Source organism: Rahnella aquatilis CIP 78.65 = ATCC 33071, from assembly GCF_000241955.1.
In the GTDB taxonomy this organism is placed as follows: domain Bacteria; phylum Pseudomonadota; class Gammaproteobacteria; order Enterobacterales; family Enterobacteriaceae; genus Rahnella; species Rahnella aquatilis.
Genome location: NC_016818.1, coordinates 979977 through 1001519, shown reverse-complemented (window position 1 = coordinate 1001519; position 21543 = coordinate 979977). Strand labels below are relative to the sequence as shown.

Annotated in this window: 22 protein-coding genes; 8 read left to right on the top strand and 14 right to left on the bottom strand. The window is 50.4% G+C overall.

Features of this window, described 5'->3' with window-relative positions; all coding sequences use genetic code 11:
- Positions 1–42 precede the first annotated feature (42 nt).
- The 6 genes from metN (at position 43) to proS (ending at position 5740) form a co-directional block, all read left to right on the top strand.
- Positions 43–1074 carry a methionine ABC transporter ATP-binding protein MetN gene (gene metN / locus RAHAQ2_RS04595; RefSeq protein ID WP_015696116.1) on the top strand — a complete coding sequence of 344 codons (1032 nt, stop codon included), beginning with the start codon at positions 43–45 and terminating at the stop codon, positions 1072–1074.
- Entirely contained in the window at positions 1067–1720 is a 654-nt protein-coding gene (locus RAHAQ2_RS04590) for a methionine ABC transporter permease MetI (protein ID WP_015696115.1), read from the top strand. The genes metN and RAHAQ2_RS04590 overlap by 8 nt, the downstream gene beginning before the upstream one ends.
- 67 nt (positions 1721–1787) lie before the next feature.
- Positions 1788–2603 (top strand): MetQ/NlpA family lipoprotein, encoded by an 816-nt coding sequence (locus RAHAQ2_RS04585; RefSeq protein ID WP_015696114.1) that lies wholly within the window; start codon positions 1788–1790, stop codon positions 2601–2603.
- 188 nt (positions 2604–2791) lie between these two features.
- Positions 2792–3199: an Rcs stress response system protein RcsF gene (gene rcsF, locus RAHAQ2_RS04580; protein WP_015696113.1), complete on the top strand. Its 408-nt coding sequence runs from the start codon at positions 2792–2794 to the stop codon at positions 3197–3199.
- A complete protein-coding gene (tsaA, locus tag RAHAQ2_RS04575) occupies positions 3196–3903 on the top strand; it encodes a tRNA (N6-threonylcarbamoyladenosine(37)-N6)-methyltransferase TrmO (protein ID WP_015696112.1) in 708 nt (235 codons plus the stop codon). Before rcsF ends, tsaA begins: the two co-directional genes overlap by 4 nt.
- A 118-nt stretch (positions 3904–4021) precedes the next feature.
- Complete coding sequence (gene proS / locus RAHAQ2_RS04570) at positions 4022–5740, top strand: proline--tRNA ligase (RefSeq protein WP_015696111.1); 1719 nt, start codon at positions 4022–4024, stop codon at positions 5738–5740.
- An 86-nt stretch (positions 5741–5826) separates the two neighbouring features.
- Here proS and nlpE read toward each other — a convergent pair whose 3' ends face one another.
- The 3 genes from nlpE to RAHAQ2_RS04555 all read right to left on the bottom strand — a co-directional run bounded on the left by nlpE (position 5827) and on the right by RAHAQ2_RS04555 (position 7546).
- Positions 5827–6504: an envelope stress response activation lipoprotein NlpE gene (gene nlpE, locus RAHAQ2_RS04565; protein WP_015696110.1), complete on the bottom strand. Its 678-nt coding sequence runs from the start codon at positions 6502–6504 to the stop codon at positions 5827–5829.
- 65 nt (positions 6505–6569) lie between these two features.
- Entirely contained in the window at positions 6570–7019 is a 450-nt protein-coding gene (gene arfB, locus RAHAQ2_RS04560; RefSeq protein WP_420802788.1) for an alternative ribosome rescue aminoacyl-tRNA hydrolase ArfB, read from the bottom strand.
- Positions 6986–7546 carry a YaeQ family protein gene (locus RAHAQ2_RS04555; protein WP_013574216.1) on the bottom strand — a complete coding sequence of 187 codons (561 nt, stop codon included), beginning with the start codon at positions 7544–7546 and terminating at the stop codon, positions 6986–6988. Before RAHAQ2_RS04555 ends, arfB begins: the two co-directional genes overlap by 34 nt.
- 215 nt (positions 7547–7761) lie before the next feature.
- Here RAHAQ2_RS04555 and RAHAQ2_RS04550 point away from each other — a divergent pair, with 215 nt between their 5' ends.
- Positions 7762–7962 (top strand): YaeP family protein, encoded by a 201-nt coding sequence (locus RAHAQ2_RS04550; RefSeq protein ID WP_015696108.1) that lies wholly within the window; start codon positions 7762–7764, stop codon positions 7960–7962.
- Entirely contained in the window at positions 7949–8209 is a 261-nt protein-coding gene (rof, locus tag RAHAQ2_RS04545; protein ID WP_015696107.1) for a Rho-binding antiterminator, read from the top strand. Before RAHAQ2_RS04550 ends, rof begins: the two co-directional genes overlap by 14 nt.
- 66 nt (positions 8210–8275) lie before the next feature.
- On the opposite strand, the gene RAHAQ2_RS04540 is transcribed toward rof, so the two are convergent.
- From RAHAQ2_RS04540 to lpxD, 11 genes are all read right to left on the bottom strand, one after another.
- The gene (locus RAHAQ2_RS04540; RefSeq protein ID WP_015696106.1) at positions 8276–8608 is read right to left on the bottom strand and encodes a c-type cytochrome; all 333 of its coding nucleotides are present in this window, start codon (positions 8606–8608) and stop codon (positions 8276–8278) included.
- 50 nt (positions 8609–8658) lie between these two features.
- Positions 8659–10005, bottom strand: a complete 1347-nt coding sequence (tilS, locus tag RAHAQ2_RS04535; protein WP_015696105.1) for a tRNA lysidine(34) synthetase TilS — start codon at positions 10003–10005, stop codon at positions 8659–8661.
- Between the two features lie 7 nt (positions 10006–10012).
- Positions 10013–10402 (bottom strand): VOC family protein, encoded by a 390-nt coding sequence (locus tag RAHAQ2_RS04530; RefSeq protein WP_015696104.1) that lies wholly within the window; start codon positions 10400–10402, stop codon positions 10013–10015.
- Positions 10403–10488: 86 nt separating this feature from the next.
- Positions 10489–12636, bottom strand: coding sequence for a lysine decarboxylase LdcC (locus tag RAHAQ2_RS04525; RefSeq protein ID WP_015696103.1), 2148 nt, complete (start codon positions 12634–12636; stop codon positions 10489–10491).
- Between the two features lie 189 nt (positions 12637–12825).
- Positions 12826–13785, bottom strand: a complete 960-nt coding sequence (accA, locus tag RAHAQ2_RS04520) for an acetyl-CoA carboxylase carboxyl transferase subunit alpha (protein WP_013574209.1) — start codon at positions 13783–13785, stop codon at positions 12826–12828.
- Positions 13786–13797: 12 nt separating this feature from the next.
- Entirely contained in the window at positions 13798–17280 is a 3483-nt protein-coding gene (dnaE, locus tag RAHAQ2_RS04515; protein ID WP_015696102.1) for a DNA polymerase III subunit alpha, read from the bottom strand.
- Positions 17281–17363: 83 nt separating this feature from the next.
- Complete coding sequence (gene rnhB / locus RAHAQ2_RS04510) at positions 17364–17960, bottom strand: ribonuclease HII (protein WP_015696101.1); 597 nt, start codon at positions 17958–17960, stop codon at positions 17364–17366.
- Positions 17957–19105, bottom strand: coding sequence for a lipid-A-disaccharide synthase (lpxB, locus tag RAHAQ2_RS04505; RefSeq protein WP_015696100.1), 1149 nt, complete (start codon positions 19103–19105; stop codon positions 17957–17959). Before lpxB ends, rnhB begins: the two co-directional genes overlap by 4 nt.
- A gap of 18 nt (positions 19106–19123) precedes the next feature.
- Positions 19124–19912, bottom strand: a complete 789-nt coding sequence (lpxA, locus tag RAHAQ2_RS04500) for an acyl-ACP--UDP-N-acetylglucosamine O-acyltransferase (RefSeq protein ID WP_015696099.1) — start codon at positions 19910–19912, stop codon at positions 19124–19126.
- Positions 19913–19915: 3 nt separating this feature from the next.
- Positions 19916–20404: a 3-hydroxyacyl-ACP dehydratase FabZ gene (gene fabZ / locus RAHAQ2_RS04495; RefSeq protein WP_086935265.1), complete on the bottom strand. Its 489-nt coding sequence runs from the start codon at positions 20402–20404 to the stop codon at positions 19916–19918.
- Positions 20405–20518: 114 nt separating this feature from the next.
- The gene (gene lpxD / locus RAHAQ2_RS04490; protein ID WP_015696098.1) at positions 20519–21541 is read right to left on the bottom strand and encodes a UDP-3-O-(3-hydroxymyristoyl)glucosamine N-acyltransferase; all 1023 of its coding nucleotides are present in this window, start codon (positions 21539–21541) and stop codon (positions 20519–20521) included.
- Positions 21542–21543: the final 2 nt, after the last annotated feature.

Genomic DNA, 21543 nt, shown 5'->3' with positions numbered 1-21543 from the left:
AAATTCACCACGTCACGGCAAAAAGACAGAATAAAAAATAATATGATTAAACTTTCTAACATCACCAAGGTTTTCCAGCAGGGGGCGCGCCAGATCGTCGCGCTCTCTGACGTGAGTCTTCACGTCCCTGCCGGACAAATTTATGGCGTAATCGGTTCTTCCGGCGCGGGGAAAAGTACCTTAATCCGCTGTGTCAATTTGCTGGAACGCCCGACTGAAGGCCAGGTATTGGTCGACGGTCAGGATCTGATGTCCTTCTCAGAGAAAGCACTGACCCGTGCACGCCGCCAGATTGGTATGATTTTTCAGCACTTTAATCTGCTGTCGTCACGTACTGTTTTTGGCAACGTTGCACTGCCACTGGAACTCGATAATCTGTCTTCAGCTGATATTAAGACCCGCGTCTCCGAGCTGCTTAGCCTGGTCGGGTTGGAAGATAAGCATGACGCCTATCCGGCCAATCTTTCCGGTGGACAAAAACAACGCGTGGCGATTGCCCGTGCGCTGGCCAGTAATCCCAAAGTGTTGCTGTGTGACGAAGCTACCAGCGCACTGGACCCGGCAACAACCCGTGCCATCCTGGAATTACTGAAAGATATCAACCGTCGTCTGGGACTCACGATTCTGTTGATCACTCATGAAATGGATGTTGTAAAACGCATTTGCGATCAGGTTGCCGTGATCAGCGATGGCAAACTGATCGAGCAGGATAAAGTGAGCGAAATGTTCTCTCACCCTAAAACGCCGCTGGCTCAGCAGTTCATTCAGTCGACTTTACATCTGGATATCCCGGAAGATTACGCCGTGCGTATGATCCCCACTGCGGAAGAAGGTCGTGTGCCTTTATTGCGGCTGGAATTTACCGGTCAGTCAGTGGATGCACCGCTGCTGTCAGAAGCTGTACGTCGCTTTGACATTAATAACAATATTATCAGTGCTCAGATGGATTATGCCGGCGGGGTGAAGTTCGGGATTATGCTGACGGAAATGCACGGTTCAGAAGAAAACACTCAGGCGGCCATTCAGTTCCTGCATGAGAATCAGGTGAAAGTAGAGGTACTCGGTTATGTCTGAGGCAATGATGTGGTTAATGGGCCGGGGTATCTGGGAAACGGTCATCATGACGCTGACCTCTGGTTTCTTTGGTTTTGTGCTGGGTCTGCCTTTTGGCGTGCTGTTATACGTCACCCGTCCGGGCCAGATTGCTGAGAATAAAAATGTCTATCGCGTGATGTCGGCGCTGGTTAACATTTTCCGTTCCATTCCTTTTATTATCCTGCTGGTGTGGATGATTCCGTTCACCCGTATGATCGTCGGTACCTCTATCGGATTGCAGGCGGCAATTGTTCCGCTGACCGTGGGTGCGGCACCCTTTATTGCCCGTATGGTTGAAAATGCCCTCCTGGAAATTCCAAGCGGTCTGGTGGAAGCTTCCCGCGCAATGGGCGCAACGCCGATGCAGATCATCCGTAAGATCCTGTTACCGGAAGCTCTGCCAGGTCTGGTCAATGCAGCCACCATCACGCTGATCACTCTCGTAGGCTATTCTGCTATGGGTGGCGCAGTGGGTGCTGGTGGTTTGGGGCAAATCGGTTATCAGTACGGTTATATCGGTTATGACGCAACCGTGATGAATACGGTATTAGTCCTGTTAGTGGTTTTGGTGTATTTAATTCAGTTTTGTGGCGACCGCATCGTAAAAGCAGTCACACATAAATAACGAAACAATAGCTGTAATAGCTACCCTGTGAATAATTTTTATCCGCTTATTGAGGAAAGGAAAGGACATGTCTAACAAATTCAAATCCATTGCTGTTGTCGGCGCGCTTCTGGGATCGCTGGCTTTAGTGGGCTGCGGGCCAAAAGAACAAGATCCAAACCACATCAAAGTGGGTGTGATCGTCGGTTCTGAACAGCAGGTCGCTGAAGTTGCACAGAAAGTGGCGAAAGAAAAATACGGTCTTGATGTTGAGCTGGTGACATTCAATGATTACGTTTTACCTAACGAAGCACTGAGCAAAGGCGACATTGATGTAAACGCTTTCCAGCACAAACCTTATCTTGATCAGCAGATTAAAGATCGTGGCTACAAACTGGTGCCGGTCGGTAACACGTTCGTTTACCCAATCGCCGGTTACTCTAAGAAAATCAAATCGATTGATGAACTGAAAGATGGCGATCAGGTTGCGTTGCCAAACGACCCGACTAACCTCGGCCGTTCTTTGCTGTTGCTGCAAAAACAAGGTCTGATCAAACTGAAAGACGGTGTTGGCCTGCTGCCGACCGTTCTGGATGTGACTGAGAATCCTAAAAATCTGAAACTGGTTGAGCTGGAAGCACCGCAACTGCCGCGTTCACTGGATGATGCGAAAATCGCACTGGCAGTAATCAACACCACTTACGCCAGCCAGATCAACCTGACGCCGGAAAAAGACGGTATCTTTGTAGAAGATAAAGAATCTCCGTACGTGAACCTCATCGTTTCACGTGAAGATAACAAAGACGCTGAAAATGTTAAGAAATTCGTTCAGGCTTACCAGTCTGATGAAGTGAATGCTGCAGCGAATAAAATCTTCAACGGCGGCGCAGTGAAAGGTTGGTAATTGCCCGAAATCAGGAACGTTGCATTGCTCCTGAGTATTCGTTTCTAAGATAGTCGATTCGCAAATACATATTTTCATAAATAAATAACAAGGCGGGCAGTTGCCCGCCTTGTTATTTCCTCAATACCTTGGTTCAATAACGCCACATTTTCATTCCTGTAAACATATTAAAAAGCAGAGGATATACCATGCGTGCTTTACCTCTCTGTTTGTCGGCACTTTTGCTGGCGGGTTGTTCCCTGACTCAACACACACAGCCAACACCCCCTGCGCCTGTTGTTAAAGAAGAACCAAAACCAGTCAAACCAAAGCCGGCACCAGTGCGCCCTGCTCCTGTAAAACTGTATAAAGATGCAGAAGCTTTAGTCGGAACGCCGTTCCGTGATCTGGGTGAAGTCTCCGGCGAATCTTGCCAGAGCGCTCAAAACGATACGCCGCCAAGTCTGGCAACCGCGCGTAAGAGAATGCTGACCCGTGCATCCTATATGAAAGCCAATGCTGTGTTGTTACATCAGTGCCAGATCATCAGCGGCGTGCCAGGCTGCTTCCAGCAGGCAATTTGTCAGGGTTCGGCTCTGAATGTCACGTTTAAATGACCTCATTTTCTTTTGAGCAAATAGGGACAATTTACTCGCCCTATAAAGAGAAGTTTGCGGTACCGCGCCAGCCCGGCCTGATACAGGATGGTGGCGGCGAATTACATCTGCATGCACCTTATAACCAGCCCGAGGCCGTTCGCGGGCTGGAAGAGTTCAGCCATTTATGGGTGATGTTTATTTTTCATCAGACGATGGAAGGCGGCTGGCGTCCGACGGTTCGCCCGCCACGTTTGGGCGGGAATGTTCGTACCGGTGTATTCGCCACCCGTTCAACCTTTCGGCCTAATCCGCTCGGGATGTCTCTGGTTGAACTGAAAGGGATCCGTTGTCAGGGCCAGAATGTCATTCTGCAGCTTGGCAGTCTGGATTTAGTAGACGGCACCCCTGTCATAGACATTAAGCCCTATCTTCCCTTTGCAGAAAGCCATCCTGATGCACGCGCCGGTTTTGCTCAGCATGCACCCGATGCTGATATGCCGGTCGAATTTTTACCTCTGGCCGAACAGCAACTCGCCCAACATACGCGACAATATCCACATCTGCGCCGTTTTATCACACAGGTTTTAGGGCAGGATCCCCGTCCGGCTTATCGCAAAGGTGAAGCCGCTGAGCGCGATTATGCCGTTCGTTTGCTGGAGTTTAATATCCGCTGGCGGGTTACTGGCTCTGTGAATCAGGTATTGTCTCTCGACAACGACTAAATTTCCTCTGCGTCTCTTTTGACAATAGCAACTCGCTGGTAAACTAAGCCACTTTTCACGTTTTGGCTGCCCATGGCAGCCCGATTGCAATTTGCAGTGCTAACGGAACCAACACATCATGCGTACTACTCAATATCTGCTCTCTACACTGAAAGAGACGCCAGCCGACGCGGAAGTTATCAGCCACCAGCTGATGCTGCGCGCGGGGATGATCCGCAAACTGGCCTCAGGCCTGTATACCTGGCTGCCGACCGGCTTACGTGTTCTCAAAAAAGTTGAAAACATCGTACGCGAAGAAATGAACAATGCGAATGCCATTGAAGTGTCGATGCCGGTAGTCCAGCCCGCCGATTTGTGGCAGGAGAGCGGACGTTGGGAGCAATATGGTCCGGAATTGTTGCGTTTCGTTGATCGTGGCGAGCGCCCGTTCGTACTGGGTCCAACCCATGAAGAAGTGATCACTGACCTGATCCGTAATGAAATCAGCTCTTACAAACAGCTGCCACTGAACTTCTTCCAGATTCAGACTAAATTCCGTGACGAAGTGCGCCCGCGTTTTGGTGTAATGCGCTCCCGTGAATTCCTGATGAAAGATGCCTATTCGTTCCATACGACGCAGGAATCTTTGCAGGAAACTTATGACGCGATGTACGCGGCCTACAGTCAGATTTTCAACCGTATGGGTCTGGATTTCCGTGCTGTGCTGGCGGATACCGGTTCTATCGGCGGCAGCGCCTCTCACGAATTCCAGGTGCTGGCACAAAGCGGTGAAGATGATGTCGTATTCTCTGATTCTTCTGATTTTGCCGCTAACATCGAATTCGCAGAAGCGCTGGCACCCGTAACCCCACGTGCGGCAGCAACAGAAGAAATGCGGATTGTTGAAACGCCGAACGCAAAAACGATCGCCGAACTGACTGAACAGTTCCAGGTGCCCGTTGAGAAAACGGTGAAAACCCTGATGGTTCATGCAACAGAGGAAAGCGGCCATAAACTGGTTGCTCTGCTGATTCGTGGTGATCATGAGCTGAACGAAATCAAAGCCGAAAAACTGCCGCAAGTGGCGTCACCGCTGACCTTTGCAACAGAGGCTGAGATTCGTGAAATCGTCGCGGCTGGCCCGGGTTCACTCGGTCCGGTTAATCTGCCAATGCCAATCGTTGCAGATCGTACCGTTGCAGCAATGAGCGATTTCAGTGCAGGCGCAAACATCGACGGTAAACATTATTTCGGTATTAACTGGGATCGCGATGCTACGCTGCCAGAAGTTGCCGATATCCGTAACGTGGTCGCAGGCGACCCAAGCCCGGATGGTCAGGGTACGCTGGTGATTAAACGCGGTATTGAAGTCGGTCATATCTTCCAGCTGGGGACCAAATACTCCGAAGCGATGAATGCGACCGTTCAGGGCGAAGATGGCCGTAACCAGTTGATGACCATGGGTTGTTACGGTATCGGTGTGACTCGTGTGGTCGCTGCGGCGATTGAACAAAACCACGATGACCGCGGTATTATCTGGCCGGATGCTATCGCGCCGTTCCAGGTTGCTATCCTGCCAATGAACATGCACAAATCTTTCCGTGTGAAAGATGCGGCAGAAGCGCTGTATAAAGAGCTGCGTTCACAGGGTATTGATGTGATCCTCGACGATCGTAAGGAACGCCCGGGCGTCATGTTCGCGGATATGGAATTGATCGGTGTGCCGCATCAGGTGGTAATTGGTGATCGTAATCTGGATGCCGAAGAGCTGGAATACAAAAACCGTCGCACTGGTGAAAAACAGATGATCAAACAAGGCGATATCGTGGAATATCTGCTGAGCCAGATCCCGCGTTAAGATCCGCTGACGTTCATTCGTTCATAAAAATGCCCGCACTATGCGGGCATTTTTATTTGTGCTATTCAGCGTGAGACTAATCGCTCTTACGGACAGGTCTTCGTTGCATCAAACTGTACGTTTTTATCTGCTACCACAGCCTTTTGCACCAGCCCTTCTTCCATTGACGGCTCTGTCATGAAATGCCCGTCCATAGAAAGAAAGACCAACTGATTAGGAGTCTTACGTACGGCAAGATAACCTTCTTCCAGCGATTTATTTGCCGACATCGGAAATACGTTGCCTGTTGCACAATCTTTAAAGGAGGCTGCATCGGCGCTGTACTGCATCATTCCGGTCAGTGCCATTGGCGTTTTCGGCAAATTCTGCTGCACCGGCTTCAACGTATAGTTGAATGTGGACACAATCGGCTCGCCGCTCTGATCCAGCATTTCCAGATTTTCATCTTTCGGATGGAAATAACGTTTCTCTCCCTGACTGTCCGTCAGCACCAGTTTATCTGCAGTACGTGCCCAGCGTCCGTAGCTGGCAAACACCTGATCGCCCTCTTTGCTGCCCTGATATTGTTCCTGAAGAATGTAAGTACCATCCTGCTCCAGGAATAATGACGTCTTCAGACCACTGCAATCTGCGCACGGCAATACGCCACTGTAACTTTGCTGCATGGCTTGCAAAGGTTTTTCGTGATTAAAAGCGGCGGTATGACAGCCGAACAGTGACAGAGCCCCGAACGCCAGCACTGCACTAATGATGATTTTTTTCACAGTTTCTCCCCTACTGCTTTTCTACAGTGCTGCGATAAAAATTGTCCTGCAGCACGAAGTTAGGGCTAACGTATTTTGCCCCGTAATGCTTTTGCCGCACCTTTGCGAACCTTACTTTCTACCCGACGAATTTTCGAGCCCCGGGTCGGTTTTGTTGCCCGGCGCGGTTTTTCAATGACCATCGCCTGTGAAATCAATGAGCTCAACCGGGCAAGAGCCGCTTCACGATTCATCTCCTGACTCCGGTATTCCTGAGCCTTGATAATGACCCAGCCGTCAGCGGTCACAGAATGATGGTTAAACGCCAGTAACCGTTCTTTATAATATTCTGGCAAACTTGAAGCTTTAATATCAAAACGTAAATGGATAGCCGTTGATGTTTTATTGACGTTCTGACCGCCGTTACCCTGAGCGCGGATCGCCGTTAATTCGATTTCGCTGTCAGGTATTTCCAGTTTTCCGGAAAGGATTAGCACGCTGATTACCTGGCTTCTTTTATGACAGACTCTTTCCATTCAGAAAAATGGATTTCCAAATTACTCTGAGCATCAGAAAGCCAAATAGTTCCGTCCTGCAATGTCGCCTGTAAGTTCATGGTACGGCTGCCAAAAGCGGTCAGTTGATTCAGTAACTCATCTTCTAAATAACGGATACGAAGGTTCTCAAAGCCTCTGACTTTTCCCTCGATTTGCGACCACCAGACTTTCGCAGCACGCTCACCATACGCGTAAAGCACGACCTCCCGAGATTGGTTACAGGCTTTTTTCAGACGCTTCTCATCCGGTAATCCTAATTCGACCCACAGCTCAATGCCGTTGTGATCATTCTTACGCCAGATTTCTGGCTCGTCCTCTGCACTCAATCCCCGGGTAAAAGTCAGTCGTTCGTCAGCATGGTAAATCCATGCCAGCAGCCGCAGCATCATGCGTTGTTCTGTTTCGGAAGGATGCTGTGCCAGAGTCAGACTGGCATCATGAAAGAAATTACGATCCATATCAGCGATGTTGACCGCTGCTTTATAAATGGTTGCTTTTAACGCCATGGTAAACCTCTTGATAATAGACGCACAGTGTACTTGAAAGCATCCTGCCGCGACCAGTTTTCCCCCGATGGTCATCCTCAATAATGGCTTTACGCAAACGATTTACCTTTACAGGGCTGCTAATAACTCACACTCTCCTGTGCTATAGTCGTTAAATACTGAGAGCTTATCTTTCTGCGCTTTCCTCAGAGGGATACGCTTTTTAGGGAGAACTTATGCAACAATACTGTGAGTTGGTACGCCGTAAATATTCTGAAATCGCCAGCGGTGATCTCGGATATGTGCCCGATGCGTTGGGCTGTGTATTGAAAGCATTGGACGAAGTCGCAGCAAATGCTGAACTTCCGTCTTCCGTTAGGGACCAGGCGGCCTACGCCGCCGCTAACTTATTGGTGAGCGATTATGTCGATGAATGATGAGTACCAACCCATCAATTGTGATGACTACGATAATCTTGAGCTCGCCTGCCAGCATCACCTGGTTTTGACGCTGAAGATGCGTAGCGGAGAAATCGTTGAGGCAAAAGCCAACGATCTGTTAATGCGTAAAAAAGTGGAATATCTGGTGGTTGAGGCGAACGGCGAACAACGGGATCTGCGTCTGGATCACATTGAAAGCTTTAGCCATCCGGAAATTGGCACCGTTGTCGTCAGCGCTGAATAGCGATAACCGCCGTCAGTTTACCTAACGGGCAATCTCAGGATTGCCCGTTTGCATTTTGCGATAAGCTTATTTTTGCAGCGGTGTCAGACTGGCGTAATAGGCCGACAAATCATTGATATCCTGATCAGATAATGACGAACTGAAAGCCTGCATCACACCCGCCTGGCCGCCACTTCTCTCACCTTTCTTATAAGCCTGCAACGAAAGCGCCAGATAATCTTCATTTTGCCCTGCCAGATTAGGGTAAATCGAATTAACGGCTTTACCCGTTGCTCCGTGACATGCCATGCAACTGGCTGATTTAGACTGCCCGTCAGCCACATTTCCACCCGCCAGAGCAGGTAAACTGAGCAACATCAAGGCCGCTATTCCTGACACCGTTCTTCCCACGACTTGCATCACAACTCCCCGGCAAATAACGTCCGCCCCAAATAAGCCGTTCTTTTTGTTCATTGCGCAGCCGACCAGATGATCCGCCATTGCGCTTCATTATTTTCAGCCTGGGACTGGCGGGTAATAAACCAGCCCGGTGCAGCCATCAATTGATCATTGTAATAAATCAACGGAATACGATCCCGCTCCCATGGCGGCACACCTAACTCGGACCACAATTTTTTGGCCTGACGCGCCCGATCCCGCCCAACCTTTTCGATATATCCCTTCGCATGGAAACGTACAGTGATCTTTTCATCAGCACGTGGCTGGCGGATCAGACAGTCAGCCGCCTGCCCGGTGAGAACATGATCGGCAATCAGACAACCCAGTCCGTCAGGCAGCGCTAATTTTTCAGCCGGATCCCAGCAGAGGATCTGATCTTTAAGCGGTCTGCGTTCTGACAATGCATACAAACGCTGACGGAAACGCCGGACAACCCATTTTCCCAGAACTAATTGCGCCTGCGCATCTTCACGGCTTAACGCAACCTCATCCCATATTCTCTGCAACTGTTCACGCGAAGGCATTCTCACACCATGCGATGCCAGCCAGCGACGTAATAACGCAGAACGTCTCACCGCTGAGACATTGCTTAACCCGTCGACAGATAAACTGCCCTGACCGTCAGTTAAGACTTCCAGGGACTCACTGAGTAACTCATCCAGCAATGCTTCCTGCTCTGCACAAAGTAATGCGCTGCGAGCCGTGGCCTGAGCAAAATGCGGCCATCGGTCGTAAAGCGCAGGTAAAATATCCAGTCGCAGAAAGTTACGATCAAAACGCGCATCCCGGTTGCTGTCGTCTTCGATCCAGCGCAACTGATATTGAATGGCGCATTCTTCGAGCTGTTCACGGCTGAGATCAAGCAGAGGTCGCAGTAACCGGTACCCCTGAACCGAACTGTCTGCGCTCATCGCCGAGAGACCGGCAGGCCCGCTTCCACGTTTAAGCGCCAGCATAAAAGTTTCGCATTGGTCATTCAGATGTTGTGCGGTCAGTAACACTTCACCGGCAGTCAGACTTTCAGCAAATGCCTGATAACGTGCCGTTCGTGCCGCCGCTTCGATTCCGCCTTCCTGCGAATTGACCTGCACTTTAACCACGGAGAAAGGAATATCTCGCTGCTGACAAAACATCTGGCAGTGGGCGACCCAGTCATCAGCAAACCGGCTCAATCCATGATGAATATGCAACGCACGCAGTTCGATGCCCGGCAACGCGTCGTCGCGTAACTTTGCCAGCCCGGCCAGCAGGACCGAAGAATCCAGGCCGCCGCTGAACGCCACGCAAAGTTTTCGTGCATCACCGATTTTATTGCGCAGGTGTTCTGAAAGAAATGTCGCCGCCGGTTTTGAGTTCATAGGATTATCAGGATTCGTACAATTCCAGCGGTAAGCCGTCAGGATCGTTAAAGAAGGTGAATTTTTTGCCCGTGTACGGATCGGTTCTTACCGGTTCGCAGACAACACCGGCTTCAGTGAGCGCGGAAATGGATTGCCCGATATCTTCAACACTGAACGCAAGATGGCGTAATCCGCACGCCTCAGGACGACTTGGCCGGGCTGGCGGTTGCGGAAAGCTGAATAATTCAATGGTGTAATGATCATTAAGCGCCAGGTCAGCTTTCCAGGAATCGCGTTCCTCACGGTAAAACTCCCCCAGTAGCCTGAACCCGAGAATGTCACAGTAGAAGTGTTTGCTGGCCTGATAATCAGAACCGATGATGGCGATGTGGTGGATCTGGCGAAGATTAAGCATAGTCATGTCCTGTTAATTTCTGACCTGCACGTTACTCAGGGCGGCCAAAGACGTCAATAAAAAGCCCTCTTAAAGAGGGCAGTTTGCTAGCTCGCTTCCGGAAGTTTTAAGACCTTCACCAGATATCGCCCGTCTTCTGTGAGCCGCGTTCCATGAATATCCGTCTCAAAGCCGGGGTAACGCTCGCCTATTGAGCAGAGCATAATCAGGAAATCGAGCACAGCGCGGCTTTCTTCCGTGATCATCTCGCCCGGCATCACCACGGGTACACCGGGCGGATAAGGCAGGATCATGTTGGCTGATACTTTGCCGACCAGTTCATCAATGTCACATTCATCAACATGGCCACGAACCTGATGCTGGAACATTTCATACGGCGTCATTTTCATTTCCGGCAGCACATCAAATGCCTCCAGCATTAAGCGCGGCAGATCGTGGCGAACAATCAGCTTATGGATCCCTTGCGCCAGATCCTGAATCCGCATATTGCGGTAGAAATCAGGATCTTCCGCATATAAATCCGGCAGCATATTTTTAATGCGCAGGTTGAGATCATAACTGCGCTTAAAATCAGTCAGGCCGCGCATCAGACTCATGGATTTGGTTTTATCAATGCCGATACTGAACAGGAAAAGCAGGTTATACGGACCGGTTTTTTCCACTACCACGCCGCGCTCATCCAGGAATTTCGCTACTAGCGCGGCCGGGATCCCCTCTTCTTCCAGCTTTCCCGTTTCATCCATTCCGGGTGTCAGGATCGTCACTTTGATCGGATCCAGATACATATGATCGGCATCGGCATGCGCAAAACCATGCCAGTTTTGATCGGGATTCAGCGGCCAGCACTCGGCTTCATCAATATGTTCAGGCTGCCAGATATCAAAGAACCAGCCCTCGGTTTCTTCCCGCAACCGCTGTATCTCCTTACGGAAATGCAGCGCGCGTTCAACCGAGCGGTTAATGAGACGCCGCCCGGGATTACCGCGCAACATCGCTGCGGCAGTTTCTGCAGAAGCCACAATGCCGTAATTTGGCGATGTGGTGGTGTGCATCATATAAGCTTCATTAAAGGTACTTTCATTGTAATCACCCTTAATGTGAATCATCGACGCCTGCGAGAAAGCTGCCAGTAGTTTGTGTGTTGATTGCGTTTCGTAAATGACTTTTCCCGGAATGCGCTCGCCGCTCATTCCGCTTTTACCATCATAAATTGGATGAAAATTCGTGTATGGCACCCATGCAGAATCAAAATGAATCGACGGAACATCAAGTGTGCTTTTGATGTAATCCGTGTTGTACAGCAAGCCGTCGTAAGTAGAGTTAGTGATCACTGCGTGCACTGGCCAGGTGGCATTCTCAGTCTGTGCAATCTTCTCTTCGATGCTTTCTCGGGTGAATTCACGCTTAGGTATTCCGCCAAGAATGCCATACGCGTTGCGATTGGGTCGCAAATAGACCGGCACGATATTAGTCATCATCATCAGATGGGCGAGTGATTTATGACAGTTGCGGTCAATCAGTACCGTACTCCCCGCCGGTGCAGCATACATTCCGACAATTTTATTGGCAGTCGAGGTGCCATTAGTGACGATATAGCTTTGCTCGGCACCGAAAGTGCGGGCGATATATTCCTCCGCCTCGAGATGCGGACCCGTGTGATCAAGCAGGGAACCCAGTTCGGTCACCGAAATCGACACATCGGCTTTCAGCGTTTTGGCGCCGAAAAAATCATAGAACAATGTCCCCACCGGGCTCTTTAAAAACGCCGTACCGGCCATATGTCCCGGCGTACAAAAAGTGTATTTTCCTTCTTCTACATAGGTGAACAACGCTTTTGTCAGCGGCGGCGTAATGGTATCGATGTATTCGTCGGTATACTGGCGGATGCGTTTGGCAATATCTTCAGCCGCACTCAGCGCATATTCAAAGAAGTAGAGCACCATGCGCATTTCATTAACGTCAACATCAAGCGTTGAATGCGTATTGATGAAAGCGTAAAGCGGCAGATATTCATTCAGCTCATTAATGGCTGTACACAGCTCTTCGCTATGCTGATCCCAGTCGAAAATAGCGCCGCAAATGCGGGCATTATTTTCGATGAGTTTGAGCAGATCCGCGCGATCGCGCGGATAAATGACCTGAAATCCGAGAAGCGTCAGCGCGCTATCCAGTTCACGGATCGGCTCGTCTTTGTAGTAAGCCCCTTCCGGGCGCATGATAGCGATAATATTCATCTGACAAATCCTTCTGTTGTTTATTTTCTAAGGTATTTATAGAAACACGGTTAGTGCCTGCTGGGTACCCTTTACCGTTGAGTTTAAAGTGAATGGGAGAAATTTAAGAATGCCGGAAAGACTGACAGATAAATACGGCCAATAAAAAAGGCCACGCAGTGCGTGGCCTTTCGAAAATCACGTTCAGGATCAGCAGTAGCCGTAAGTCATCAGACGCTGATAACGACGGTTACGCAGCTCTTCCGTACTCAACACATCCAGATCGCTCAGATCAGCTTCAAGTTGTGCACGCAGAGAAGCAGCCATCGCTTCTACGTTACGGTGAGCGCCACCCAAAGGCTCAGGGATCACAGAGTCGATCAGTTTCAGCTCTTTCAGACGCGGTGCAATGATGCCCATCGCTTCCGCAGCCAGAGGGGCTTTATCCGCACTCTTCCACAGAATTGACGCACAACCTTCCGGCGAGATCACCGAATAGGTGCTGTATTGCAGCATATTAACTTTGTCACCCACACCGATCGCCAGTGCGCCACCGGAGCCACCTTCACCGATAACGGTGCAGATAACCGGAACGTTCAGGCGGGACATTTCACGCAGGTTACGGGCGATCGCTTCAGACTGACCACGTTCTTCCGCGCCCACACCCGGATAAGCGCCCGGGGTGTCGATGAAGGTGATAATTGGCAGTTTAAAACGCTCAGCCATTTCCATCAGACGCAACGCTTTACGATACCCTTCTGGTGCAGGCATGCCGAAGTTACGACGAATTTTCTCTTTCGTTTCACGGCCTTTCTGATGACCAATGATCATCACAGCACGTTCACCCAAACGAGCAATACCGCCAACGATAGCTTTATCGTCTGCGAAGGCACGATCACCCGCCAGTTCATCAAAATCGGTAAAGATATGTTTGATGTAATCGAGCGTATAAGGGCGACGAGGATGGCGTGCCAGTTGGGCAATCTGCCAGGCACCCAGATCAGAGAAAATCTTACGGGTCAGTTCAACGCTTTTCTCGCGCAAGCGTGCAACTTCTTCGTCCAGATTAATATCTAATTTTTCGTCTTGACGGCTGACTGCAGTCAGCGAGTCAATTTTCGCTTCCAGTTCCGCAATCGGCTGTTCAAAATCAAGAAAATTCAGACTCATAGCATTCCTATTTTAGTCAAATTCCAGTTCCACCTGCTCAGTACCGACCAGGCCTCGCAAATCCAGCAACAGTTTGTCCGTTGGCGTAACACGCCATGACGCCCCGAATCGTAGCCGGGCTCTTGCGTTTTCTCGTTGGTAATACAGATGCACTGGTATCGTCCCCGATCGATGTGGTTCCAACGATTGGCGGAGACGGTTCAAAAGCTGGTCATCAATTTGCCTGTCAGTCAGCGAGATAGCAAGACCGCGAGCATATTTTTCCCGTGCTTCACTGATGTCCATTATATCGCGGGCCATCATTTTAAGCCCGCCACTGAAGTCATCAAAGCTGACCTGTCCTGTGGCGATAAGGATACGGTCTTTTTCCAATAAATGCTGGAATTTTTCCAATGCTTCAGTGAACAACATGACTTCCAGACGACCGGAACGGTCATCAAGGGTACAGATCCCAATGCGGTTACCCCGCTTGGTGACCATGACACGTGCGGCAAGGACAAGCCCGACCGCGACGGTCATTTTGCCCCGTTCCGTCGGGTGCATATCTTTCAAACGCTGGCCGCCGCCATAACGTTCAATTTCTTTCAAATATTGCGTGATCGGATGGCCGGTCAGATACAAGCCGAGCGTCTCACGTTCGCCATCCAGAACCGTTTGTTCCGGCCATGGCATCACATTCGCGTAAGATTTCTCAACCTGCTCAGGTGCTTCTGCCAGCACACCAAACATATCAACCTGACCAATCGCCTCGGCTTTGGCATGTTGATCAGCGGCTTTCAATGCGTCGCTTAAGGAACTCATCAACGCGGCACGGTGTGGTCCCAGACGGTCAAACGCCCCGGACATGATCAGCTTTTCGAGAATGCGTTTATTCAGTTTTTTGACGTCAGCACGCGCGCACAAATCAAACAGCTCTTTGAAATAGCCGCCTTCGTTACGCGCTTCAATAATGGCTTCAATCGGGCCTTCACCCACGCCTTTAATCGCGCCAATGCCGTAAACAATTTCGCCTTCATCGTTCACGTGGAAATGATACAGGCCGCTGTTGATATCAGGCGGCAGGATTTTCAGCCCCATACGCCAGCATTCATCCACCAGCCCGACCACTTTTTCAGTGTTATCCATATCAGCCGTCATTACCGCCGCCATGAACTCCGCCGGATAGTGCGCTTTCAGCCACAGCGTCTGATACGACACTAAAGCATAAGCTGCTGAGTGAGATTTGTTAAAACCGTAACCGGCAAATTTCTCTACCAGGTCGAAGATTTTAATCGCCAGTTCGCCGTCGATACCCCGAGATTTTGCCCCCTCTTCAAAACCGCCGCGCTGCTTGGCCATCTCCACCGGGTTTTTCTTACCCATCGCACGGCGGAGCATGTCTGCACCACCCAGCGAGTAACCTGCCAGAACCTGCGCAATCTGCATAACCTGTTCCTGATACAGGATGATGCCGTACGTCGGCTCCAGCACAGGTTTCAGGGATTCATGCTGCCACTGGATATCCGGGTAAGAAATCTCTTCACGACCGTGTTTACGGTCAATAAAGTTATCCACCATGCCGGACTGTAAAGGGCCCGGGCGGAACAGCGCCACCAGAGCGATCATATCTTCGAAACTGTCAGGCTTGAGGCGTTTGATCAAATCTTTCATGCCGCGTGATTCAAGCTGGAATACCGCCGTGGTTTCCGAGCGTTGCAGCATGTCGAAGCTTTTTTTGTCATCCAGCGGGATGGCCGCAATATCCAGCGGTGCCTCACCGGCTTTCGCGCGGCGGGCGTTGATCATCTCCAGCGCCCAGTCGATGATGGTCAGCGTACGCAGGCCAAGGAAGTCGAACTTCACCAGACCCGCATATTCCACATCATTTTTATCAAACTGCGTGACCGGATGGTTACCTTCCGCATCACAATAAAGTGGCGCAAAGTCGGTGATTTTGGTGGGCGCAATCACTACGCCACCGGCGTGTTTCCCGGCGTTACGGGTGACACCTTCAAGCTGACGCGCCATGTCGATGAGAGACTTAACCTCTTCGTCAGCCTCATAGATTTCGGGCAACTGTGGCTCTGCAGCAAACGCTTTTTCAAGCGTCATGCCCGGATCGGGTGGCACCAGTTTGGAAATGCGGTCAACGAAGCCGTAAGGATGCCCCAGAACACGGCCCACATCGCGGATAACCGCTTTGGCAGCCATCGTTCCGAAAGTAATGATCTGCGAAACAGCTTCGCGGCCATACATTTCTGAAACGTGATCGATAACCCGGTCGCGTTTTTCCATACAGAAGTCGACATCAAAGTCGGGCATGGAAACACGTTCAGGGTTAAGGAAACGTTCGAACAGCAAGTCAAATTCGAGCGGATCCAGATCGGTAATTTTCAGGGCATATGCCACCAGAGAACCTGCACCGGAACCACGTCCCGGCCCGACAGGTACGTTGTTATCTTTCGACCACTGGATGAACTCCATTACGATCAGGAAGTAACCGGGAAAACCCATCTGGTTGATAACTTTAAGTTCAATGTCCAGACGCTCGTCATATTCAGGGCGTCTTTGTGCACGAACTTCCGGATCCGGGAATAAAAACTCAAGGCGCTCTTCCAGCCCGATTTTTGATTTTTCGACCAGAAAATCTTCAGTGGTCATATCACCGGTCGGGAACTGCGGCAGAAAATATTCGCCCAGACGGATGGTGACGTTACAGCGTTTGGCAATTTCCACGCTGTTTTGCAACGCTTCAGGCAAATCCTCAAACAGCTCGCACATCTCATCTTCACTGCGCATATATTGCTGCGAAGTGTAATTGCGCGGACGTTTAGGGTCATCCAGCGTGAAACCATCGTGGATCGCAACACGAATCTCATGGGCATCAAAGTCAGTCGGCACCATAAAGCGCACGTCGTTGGTTGCCACCACCGGCAAACCGCGCTCTGTCGCCAGTGCGACAGCCGCATGCAGATAGTTTTCTTCTTCTGCACGGCCGGTACGGATCAATTCGAGATAATAACGATCGGGGAAATACTGCTGGTAGAAATCCAGGCACTGGCTGACTTGTAAGTCATTTCCGCGGGTCAGAAATTTACCGACATCACCCATCCTCGCGCCGGAAAGCAGAATCAAACCTTCATTCAGTTCTGCCAGCCATTCGAGGTCGACGATCGGCCCGGCTGCGCCGTAACCGCGCTGATACGCTCTGGAAATCAATAAGGTCAGGTTCTGGTAGCCCTGATTATTCATCGCCAGAACCGTCAGCTGTGCCAGTTCATCACCCAGTATTTCGCTTTGAACATTCAGGTCTGCACCGATAATCGGTTTTATACCCGCACCATGTGCCGCACCGTAAAATTTAACCAGTCCGCACAAGTTAGTGAAATCGGTAATCGCCAAAGCAGGCATGCCGAGTGACGCTGCGCATTTCACCAGCGGACCGACCTTCGCAAGCCCATCCACCATGGAATAGTCGCTATGTACACGCAGATGAATAAAACGAGGTTCGGCCATATCCAGAGTCCAGAAATGAGTGAATTAAAGGTTTGTGTGCCCGTCTTTTTTAGCAATAAAAACGGGCAGGGACAAATGACGCGTTATGCCAGCCCGAGCGCGCGTTTCACCGGAGAGAAACTTCGACGGTGGTGCGTAGTGGCGCCAAGACGGGCAAGGCTTTCAAGATGCACCGGCGTCGGATAGCCTTTGTGCTTCGCAAAACCATATTCAGGGAACTGAAGATCCAGTTCAACCATTTCGCGGTCGCGGGTGACTTTAGCCAGAATTGAGGCGGCGCTGATTTCTGCGACTTTGCTGTCCCCTTTCACTACCGCCAGTGAAGCCATTGGAAGTTTAGGACAGCGGTTACCATCAATCAGCACCATATCTGGCGTGATGCACAAACCGGCAACGGCTCTTTGCATTGCCAGCATAGTGGCATGCAGAATATTCAGTTCATCAATTTCATGCGGTTCAGCTCGCCCGAGACTCCAGGCCAGCGCTTTCTCTTTGATTTCGATGTACAACGCCTCGCGGCGCTTTTCAGAGAGTTTCTTGGAGTCTGCCAGCCCGACAATCGGGTTAGCAGGATCAAGAATCACAGCAGCGGTGACGACTGCACCCACTAAGGGGCCGCGTCCCACCTCATCCACGCCAGCAATACAGACAGCTTGCGGATAAATAAATACATCACTCATCGCTTTGCCAGCTCCATGACGGCCTGAGCAGCCTGTTCGTCTGCGTCACGGCGGATACTTTCATGCAGTTCAAGGAACGTCTTACGCAGTGCCTGACTTTTCTCGCCACCAGCCAATAAAGGCAGCAACGCAGCAGAAAGTTTGTCAGGTACACATTCGGTTTGCAGTAATTCGGTGACAATTTCCCGCCGTGCCAGCAGATTTGGCAATGAAACATAAGGTGTTTTCACCAGACGCTCTGCCAGCCAGAAAGTGAAAGGCTTCATACGGTAGCCCACGACCATCGGGCATTTTGCCAGCATACATTCCAGCGCTGCCGTTCCCGATGCCAGCAAAGCGGCATCGCTGGCGATCATCGCTTCCCGACCTTTCCCATCGAGCAAATGCGCAGGAAGATCAGGCGCTATTTCAGCCTTAATACGTTCAAACTGCTCGCGACGTTTGGCATTCACCAGAGGCACAACGACATGTAAATCAGGATAAGTTTGTCGTAGCTGCAAAGCTGTTTTTAGAAAATCCGCGCTGAGCATTTCCACTTCAGCATGACGACTTCCTGGCAGCAAAGCGAGGCAATGCACATCTTCAGGAATACCGAGTGACAAACGTGCGGCCTGTTTATCAGGATGCAACGGCATCGCATCGGCCATCGTATGACCAATGAAACGACAGGGAACATTAAATTTGTCATAAAACGCTTTTTCAAAAGGCAGGAATGCCAAAACCAGATCAGTGGCCTTCCCGATTTTGAAAACACGTTTTTGGCGCCAGGCCCAGACAGAGGGGCTGACATAGTGAATAGTACGGATCCCGCGCTGCTTCAAACGACCTTCAAGCGTGATATTGAAGTCAGGCGCATCAATGCCTACGAAAACATCCGGCTTCAGTTCGCTAAAACGACGGGTCAGATCTTTGCGGATTTTCAATAAGCGTGGCAGCCGTTCAAGAACTTCTACCACGCCCATTACCGCCAGTTCTTCCATTTCGTACCAGGCTTCGCATCCTTCCGCCTGCATCAGCGGACCTGCGACACCCACAAAACGGGCATCAGGATGATGCTTCTTCAAGGCTCGAATCAGCCCGGCGCCAAGAATGTCACCGGACGTTTCTCCAGCCACCAGACCAACTGTCAGAACAGGCTTTTGCATTGTTTTCCGTAGCGCAGATCAGCGAATAATGCCGCGCGTTGAGCGGCCAAAGAAATCACTGAAGGGTTTAGCTTTCGGGAATTCAGCCGCGATAGCAGCGATTTCCGGTTGTGCTTCTTCCAGCGTTTTACCGCTGCGGTACAGTAACTTATAAGCATTGCGGATAGCATGCAGATCGGCTTTTTCGAAACCACGACGCTTAAGCCCTTCGATATTAATGCCGAAAGGTGTTGCGTGGTTACCCTGCGCAATGACAAACGGAGGAACATCCTGAGCAACTCCGGAACATCCGCCCACCATCACATGCGCGCCGATAATACAGAACTGATGCACCGCCGTCATACCGCCAATGATCGCGAAATCATCAATCTCAACGTGACCACCGAGGGTCGCGTTGTTCGCCAGAATACAGCGATTACCAATGACACAATCGTGGGCAATATGTGCGTTAACCATCAACAGGTTATCACTACCCACTTTTGTCAGACCACCGCCCTGAACGGTACCACGATGAATGGTAACGCTCTCACGAATATTGTTGCGATCGCCGACCTCAACGCGTGTTGGTTCACCGGCATATTTCAGATCCTGGTTAACTTCACCAATGGAAACGAACTGGAAAATGCGGTTATCGCGACCAATTTTGGTCACGCCATTAAGAACTACGTGTGATTTAAGCTCGGTACCTTCACCAATTTCTACCTGGGAACCCACGTAGCAGAAAGGACCGATATGAACTCCGGCACCAATAACGGCACCGTCTTCAACAATAGCGCTTGGATGAATAAAGGCGGTTTTATCAATCATGTATTAAGACTCCCGGCGGCGGGCGCACATCATTGATGCCTCGCAAGCGATCTCGCCATCGACTTTCGCGACACCTTTGAAACGAGCAACGCCACGACGCTCTTTAATGAATTCAACTTCCAGAACCATCTGGTCACCCGGTAAGACCGGACGTTTAAAGCGTGCATCGTCGATTGCTGCAAAATAATACAATTCGCCCGGTTCCAGTTTTCCCACGCTTTTAAACGCCAGAATGCCGGTGGCCTGAGCCATCGCTTCCAGAATCAAAACGCCAGGGAAAATCGGTTTGCCCGGGAAGTGCCCCTGGAAGAACGGTTCATTAAAAGAAACGTTTTTCACAGCGCGCAAAAATTTCCCTTTTTCAAAATCCAACACGCGATCAACCAGTAAAAACGGGTAACGGTGTGGCAGTAAATCCAGTATCTCTTCAATATGCAGAGTATGAGTGTCAGTAGTCAAAATACTCTTCCTGTCTATAAAAACTGATGGCATCAATAACACGGCCTGCCAGACCCCAAAAGAAGGTCATCAGGCAGGCCGCAAATAGGAACGTATGTCGCAGGTTCACTCAACGAAGGGAACACAAAGCAGCACCGTAGGTGGTAATTAATCTTTTTCGATTTTACGCTCGACAGCTTTCAGGCGCTTATTCATCTCATCGATATTCATTACCAATGCAGCCGTCTTACGCCAAACTTTATTCGGTTGTAACGGAATACCGGAGGAGTATACCCCAGGTTCAGTGATTGGTCGCATTACCATTCCCATTCCCGTCACTACGGCCTGATCACAGATCTCCATGTGACCATTGATAACACTGGCTCCGCCAATCTGGCAGTAGCGTCCAATTTTCAGACTACCGGCCATAATAACTCCGCCAGCAACCGCCGTATTGTCTCCAATCACGACGTTGTGTGCAATCTGGCATTGGTTATCAATGATGACGCCATTGCTAATGATGGTGTCATCCAGTGCGCCACGGTCAATCGTGGTACAGGCACCAATTTCAACACGGTCACCGATAATGACAGTGCCCAACTGAGGGATTTTGATCCAGTTGCCGCGATCGTTGGCATAACCAAAACCATCAGCACCGATCACCGTACCTGACTGGATCAGGCACTGTTCGCCAATTTCAACGCGGTGATAAATAGAAACATTGGCCCATAACCGTGTGCCAGCGCCTATTTTTGCCTCTTTACCGATAAAGCAGCCTGCACCGATGACAACATTGTCACCCAATACAACGCCTGATTCGATGACTGCATTTGCGCCAACCGAGACATTCTTACCTAATGTTGCACTGTCTGATATCACCGCACTCGCCGCGATATTCTGTGCGGGTGCTGGCGTAGTATCCAGCAATTGCGCCATACGCGCATACGTCAGGTAAGGGTTTTTAACCACTAATGCCGCTGTAGGGCAAAATGGCAGATCCGCTTCGGTCAACACTACGGCGCCTGCATTGCAGGAAGCCAACTGTTCACGGTAACGGCTGTTTGATAAAAACGTGATTTGCTCAGAGTGTGCGGAATGCATTGAAGCAACGCCGGTGATGGCAACTTCGCCATCACCGTGCAATTGTGCATCCAACTGCTGTGCGAGATCAGCCAGTCGAATTGAAGACATGT

Bases quoted from the DNA above. Each gene is read 5' to 3' on its own strand.
- metN (WP_015696116.1), top strand. From the start codon at position 43: ATGATTAAACTTTCTAACATCACCAAGGTTTTCCAGCAGGGGGCGCGC.
- RAHAQ2_RS04590 (WP_015696115.1), top strand. From the start codon at position 1,067: ATGTCTGAGGCAATGATGTGGTTAATGGGCCGGGGTATCTGGGAAACG.
- RAHAQ2_RS04585 (WP_015696114.1), top strand. From the start codon at position 1,788: ATGTCTAACAAATTCAAATCCATTGCTGTTGTCGGCGCGCTTCTGGGA.
- rcsF (WP_015696113.1), top strand. From the start codon at position 2,792: ATGCGTGCTTTACCTCTCTGTTTGTCGGCACTTTTGCTGGCGGGTTGT.
- tsaA (WP_015696112.1), top strand. From the start codon at position 3,196: ATGACCTCATTTTCTTTTGAGCAAATAGGGACAATTTACTCGCCCTAT.
- proS (WP_015696111.1), top strand. From the start codon at position 4,022: ATGCGTACTACTCAATATCTGCTCTCTACACTGAAAGAGACGCCAGCC.
- arfB (WP_420802788.1), bottom strand. From the start codon at position 7,019: ATGGAAAGAGTCTGTCATAAAAGAAGCCAGGTAATCAGCGTGCTAATC.
- RAHAQ2_RS04555 (WP_013574216.1), bottom strand. From the start codon at position 7,546: ATGGCGTTAAAAGCAACCATTTATAAAGCAGCGGTCAACATCGCTGAT.
- RAHAQ2_RS04550 (WP_015696108.1), top strand. From the start codon at position 7,762: ATGCAACAATACTGTGAGTTGGTACGCCGTAAATATTCTGAAATCGCC.
- rof (WP_015696107.1), top strand. From the start codon at position 7,949: ATGTCGATGAATGATGAGTACCAACCCATCAATTGTGATGACTACGAT.
- RAHAQ2_RS04540 (WP_015696106.1), bottom strand. From the start codon at position 8,608: ATGCAAGTCGTGGGAAGAACGGTGTCAGGAATAGCGGCCTTGATGTTG.
- tilS (WP_015696105.1), bottom strand. From the start codon at position 10,005: ATGAACTCAAAACCGGCGGCGACATTTCTTTCAGAACACCTGCGCAAT.
- RAHAQ2_RS04530 (WP_015696104.1), bottom strand. From the start codon at position 10,402: ATGCTTAATCTTCGCCAGATCCACCACATCGCCATCATCGGTTCTGAT.
- RAHAQ2_RS04525 (WP_015696103.1), bottom strand. From the start codon at position 12,636: ATGAATATTATCGCTATCATGCGCCCGGAAGGGGCTTACTACAAAGAC.
- accA (WP_013574209.1), bottom strand. From the start codon at position 13,785: ATGAGTCTGAATTTTCTTGATTTTGAACAGCCGATTGCGGAACTGGAA.
- dnaE (WP_015696102.1), bottom strand. From the start codon at position 17,280: ATGGCCGAACCTCGTTTTATTCATCTGCGTGTACATAGCGACTATTCC.
- rnhB (WP_015696101.1), bottom strand. From the start codon at position 17,960: ATGAGTGATGTATTTATTTATCCGCAAGCTGTCTGTATTGCTGGCGTG.
- lpxB (WP_015696100.1), bottom strand. From the start codon at position 19,105: ATGCAAAAGCCTGTTCTGACAGTTGGTCTGGTGGCTGGAGAAACGTCC.
- lpxA (WP_015696099.1), bottom strand. From the start codon at position 19,912: ATGATTGATAAAACCGCCTTTATTCATCCAAGCGCTATTGTTGAAGAC.
- fabZ (WP_086935265.1), bottom strand. From the start codon at position 20,404: ATGCCATCAGTTTTTATAGACAGGAAGAGTATTTTGACTACTGACACT.
- lpxD (WP_015696098.1), bottom strand. From the start codon at position 21,541: ATGTCTTCAATTCGACTGGCTGATCTCGCACAGCAGTTGGATGCACAA.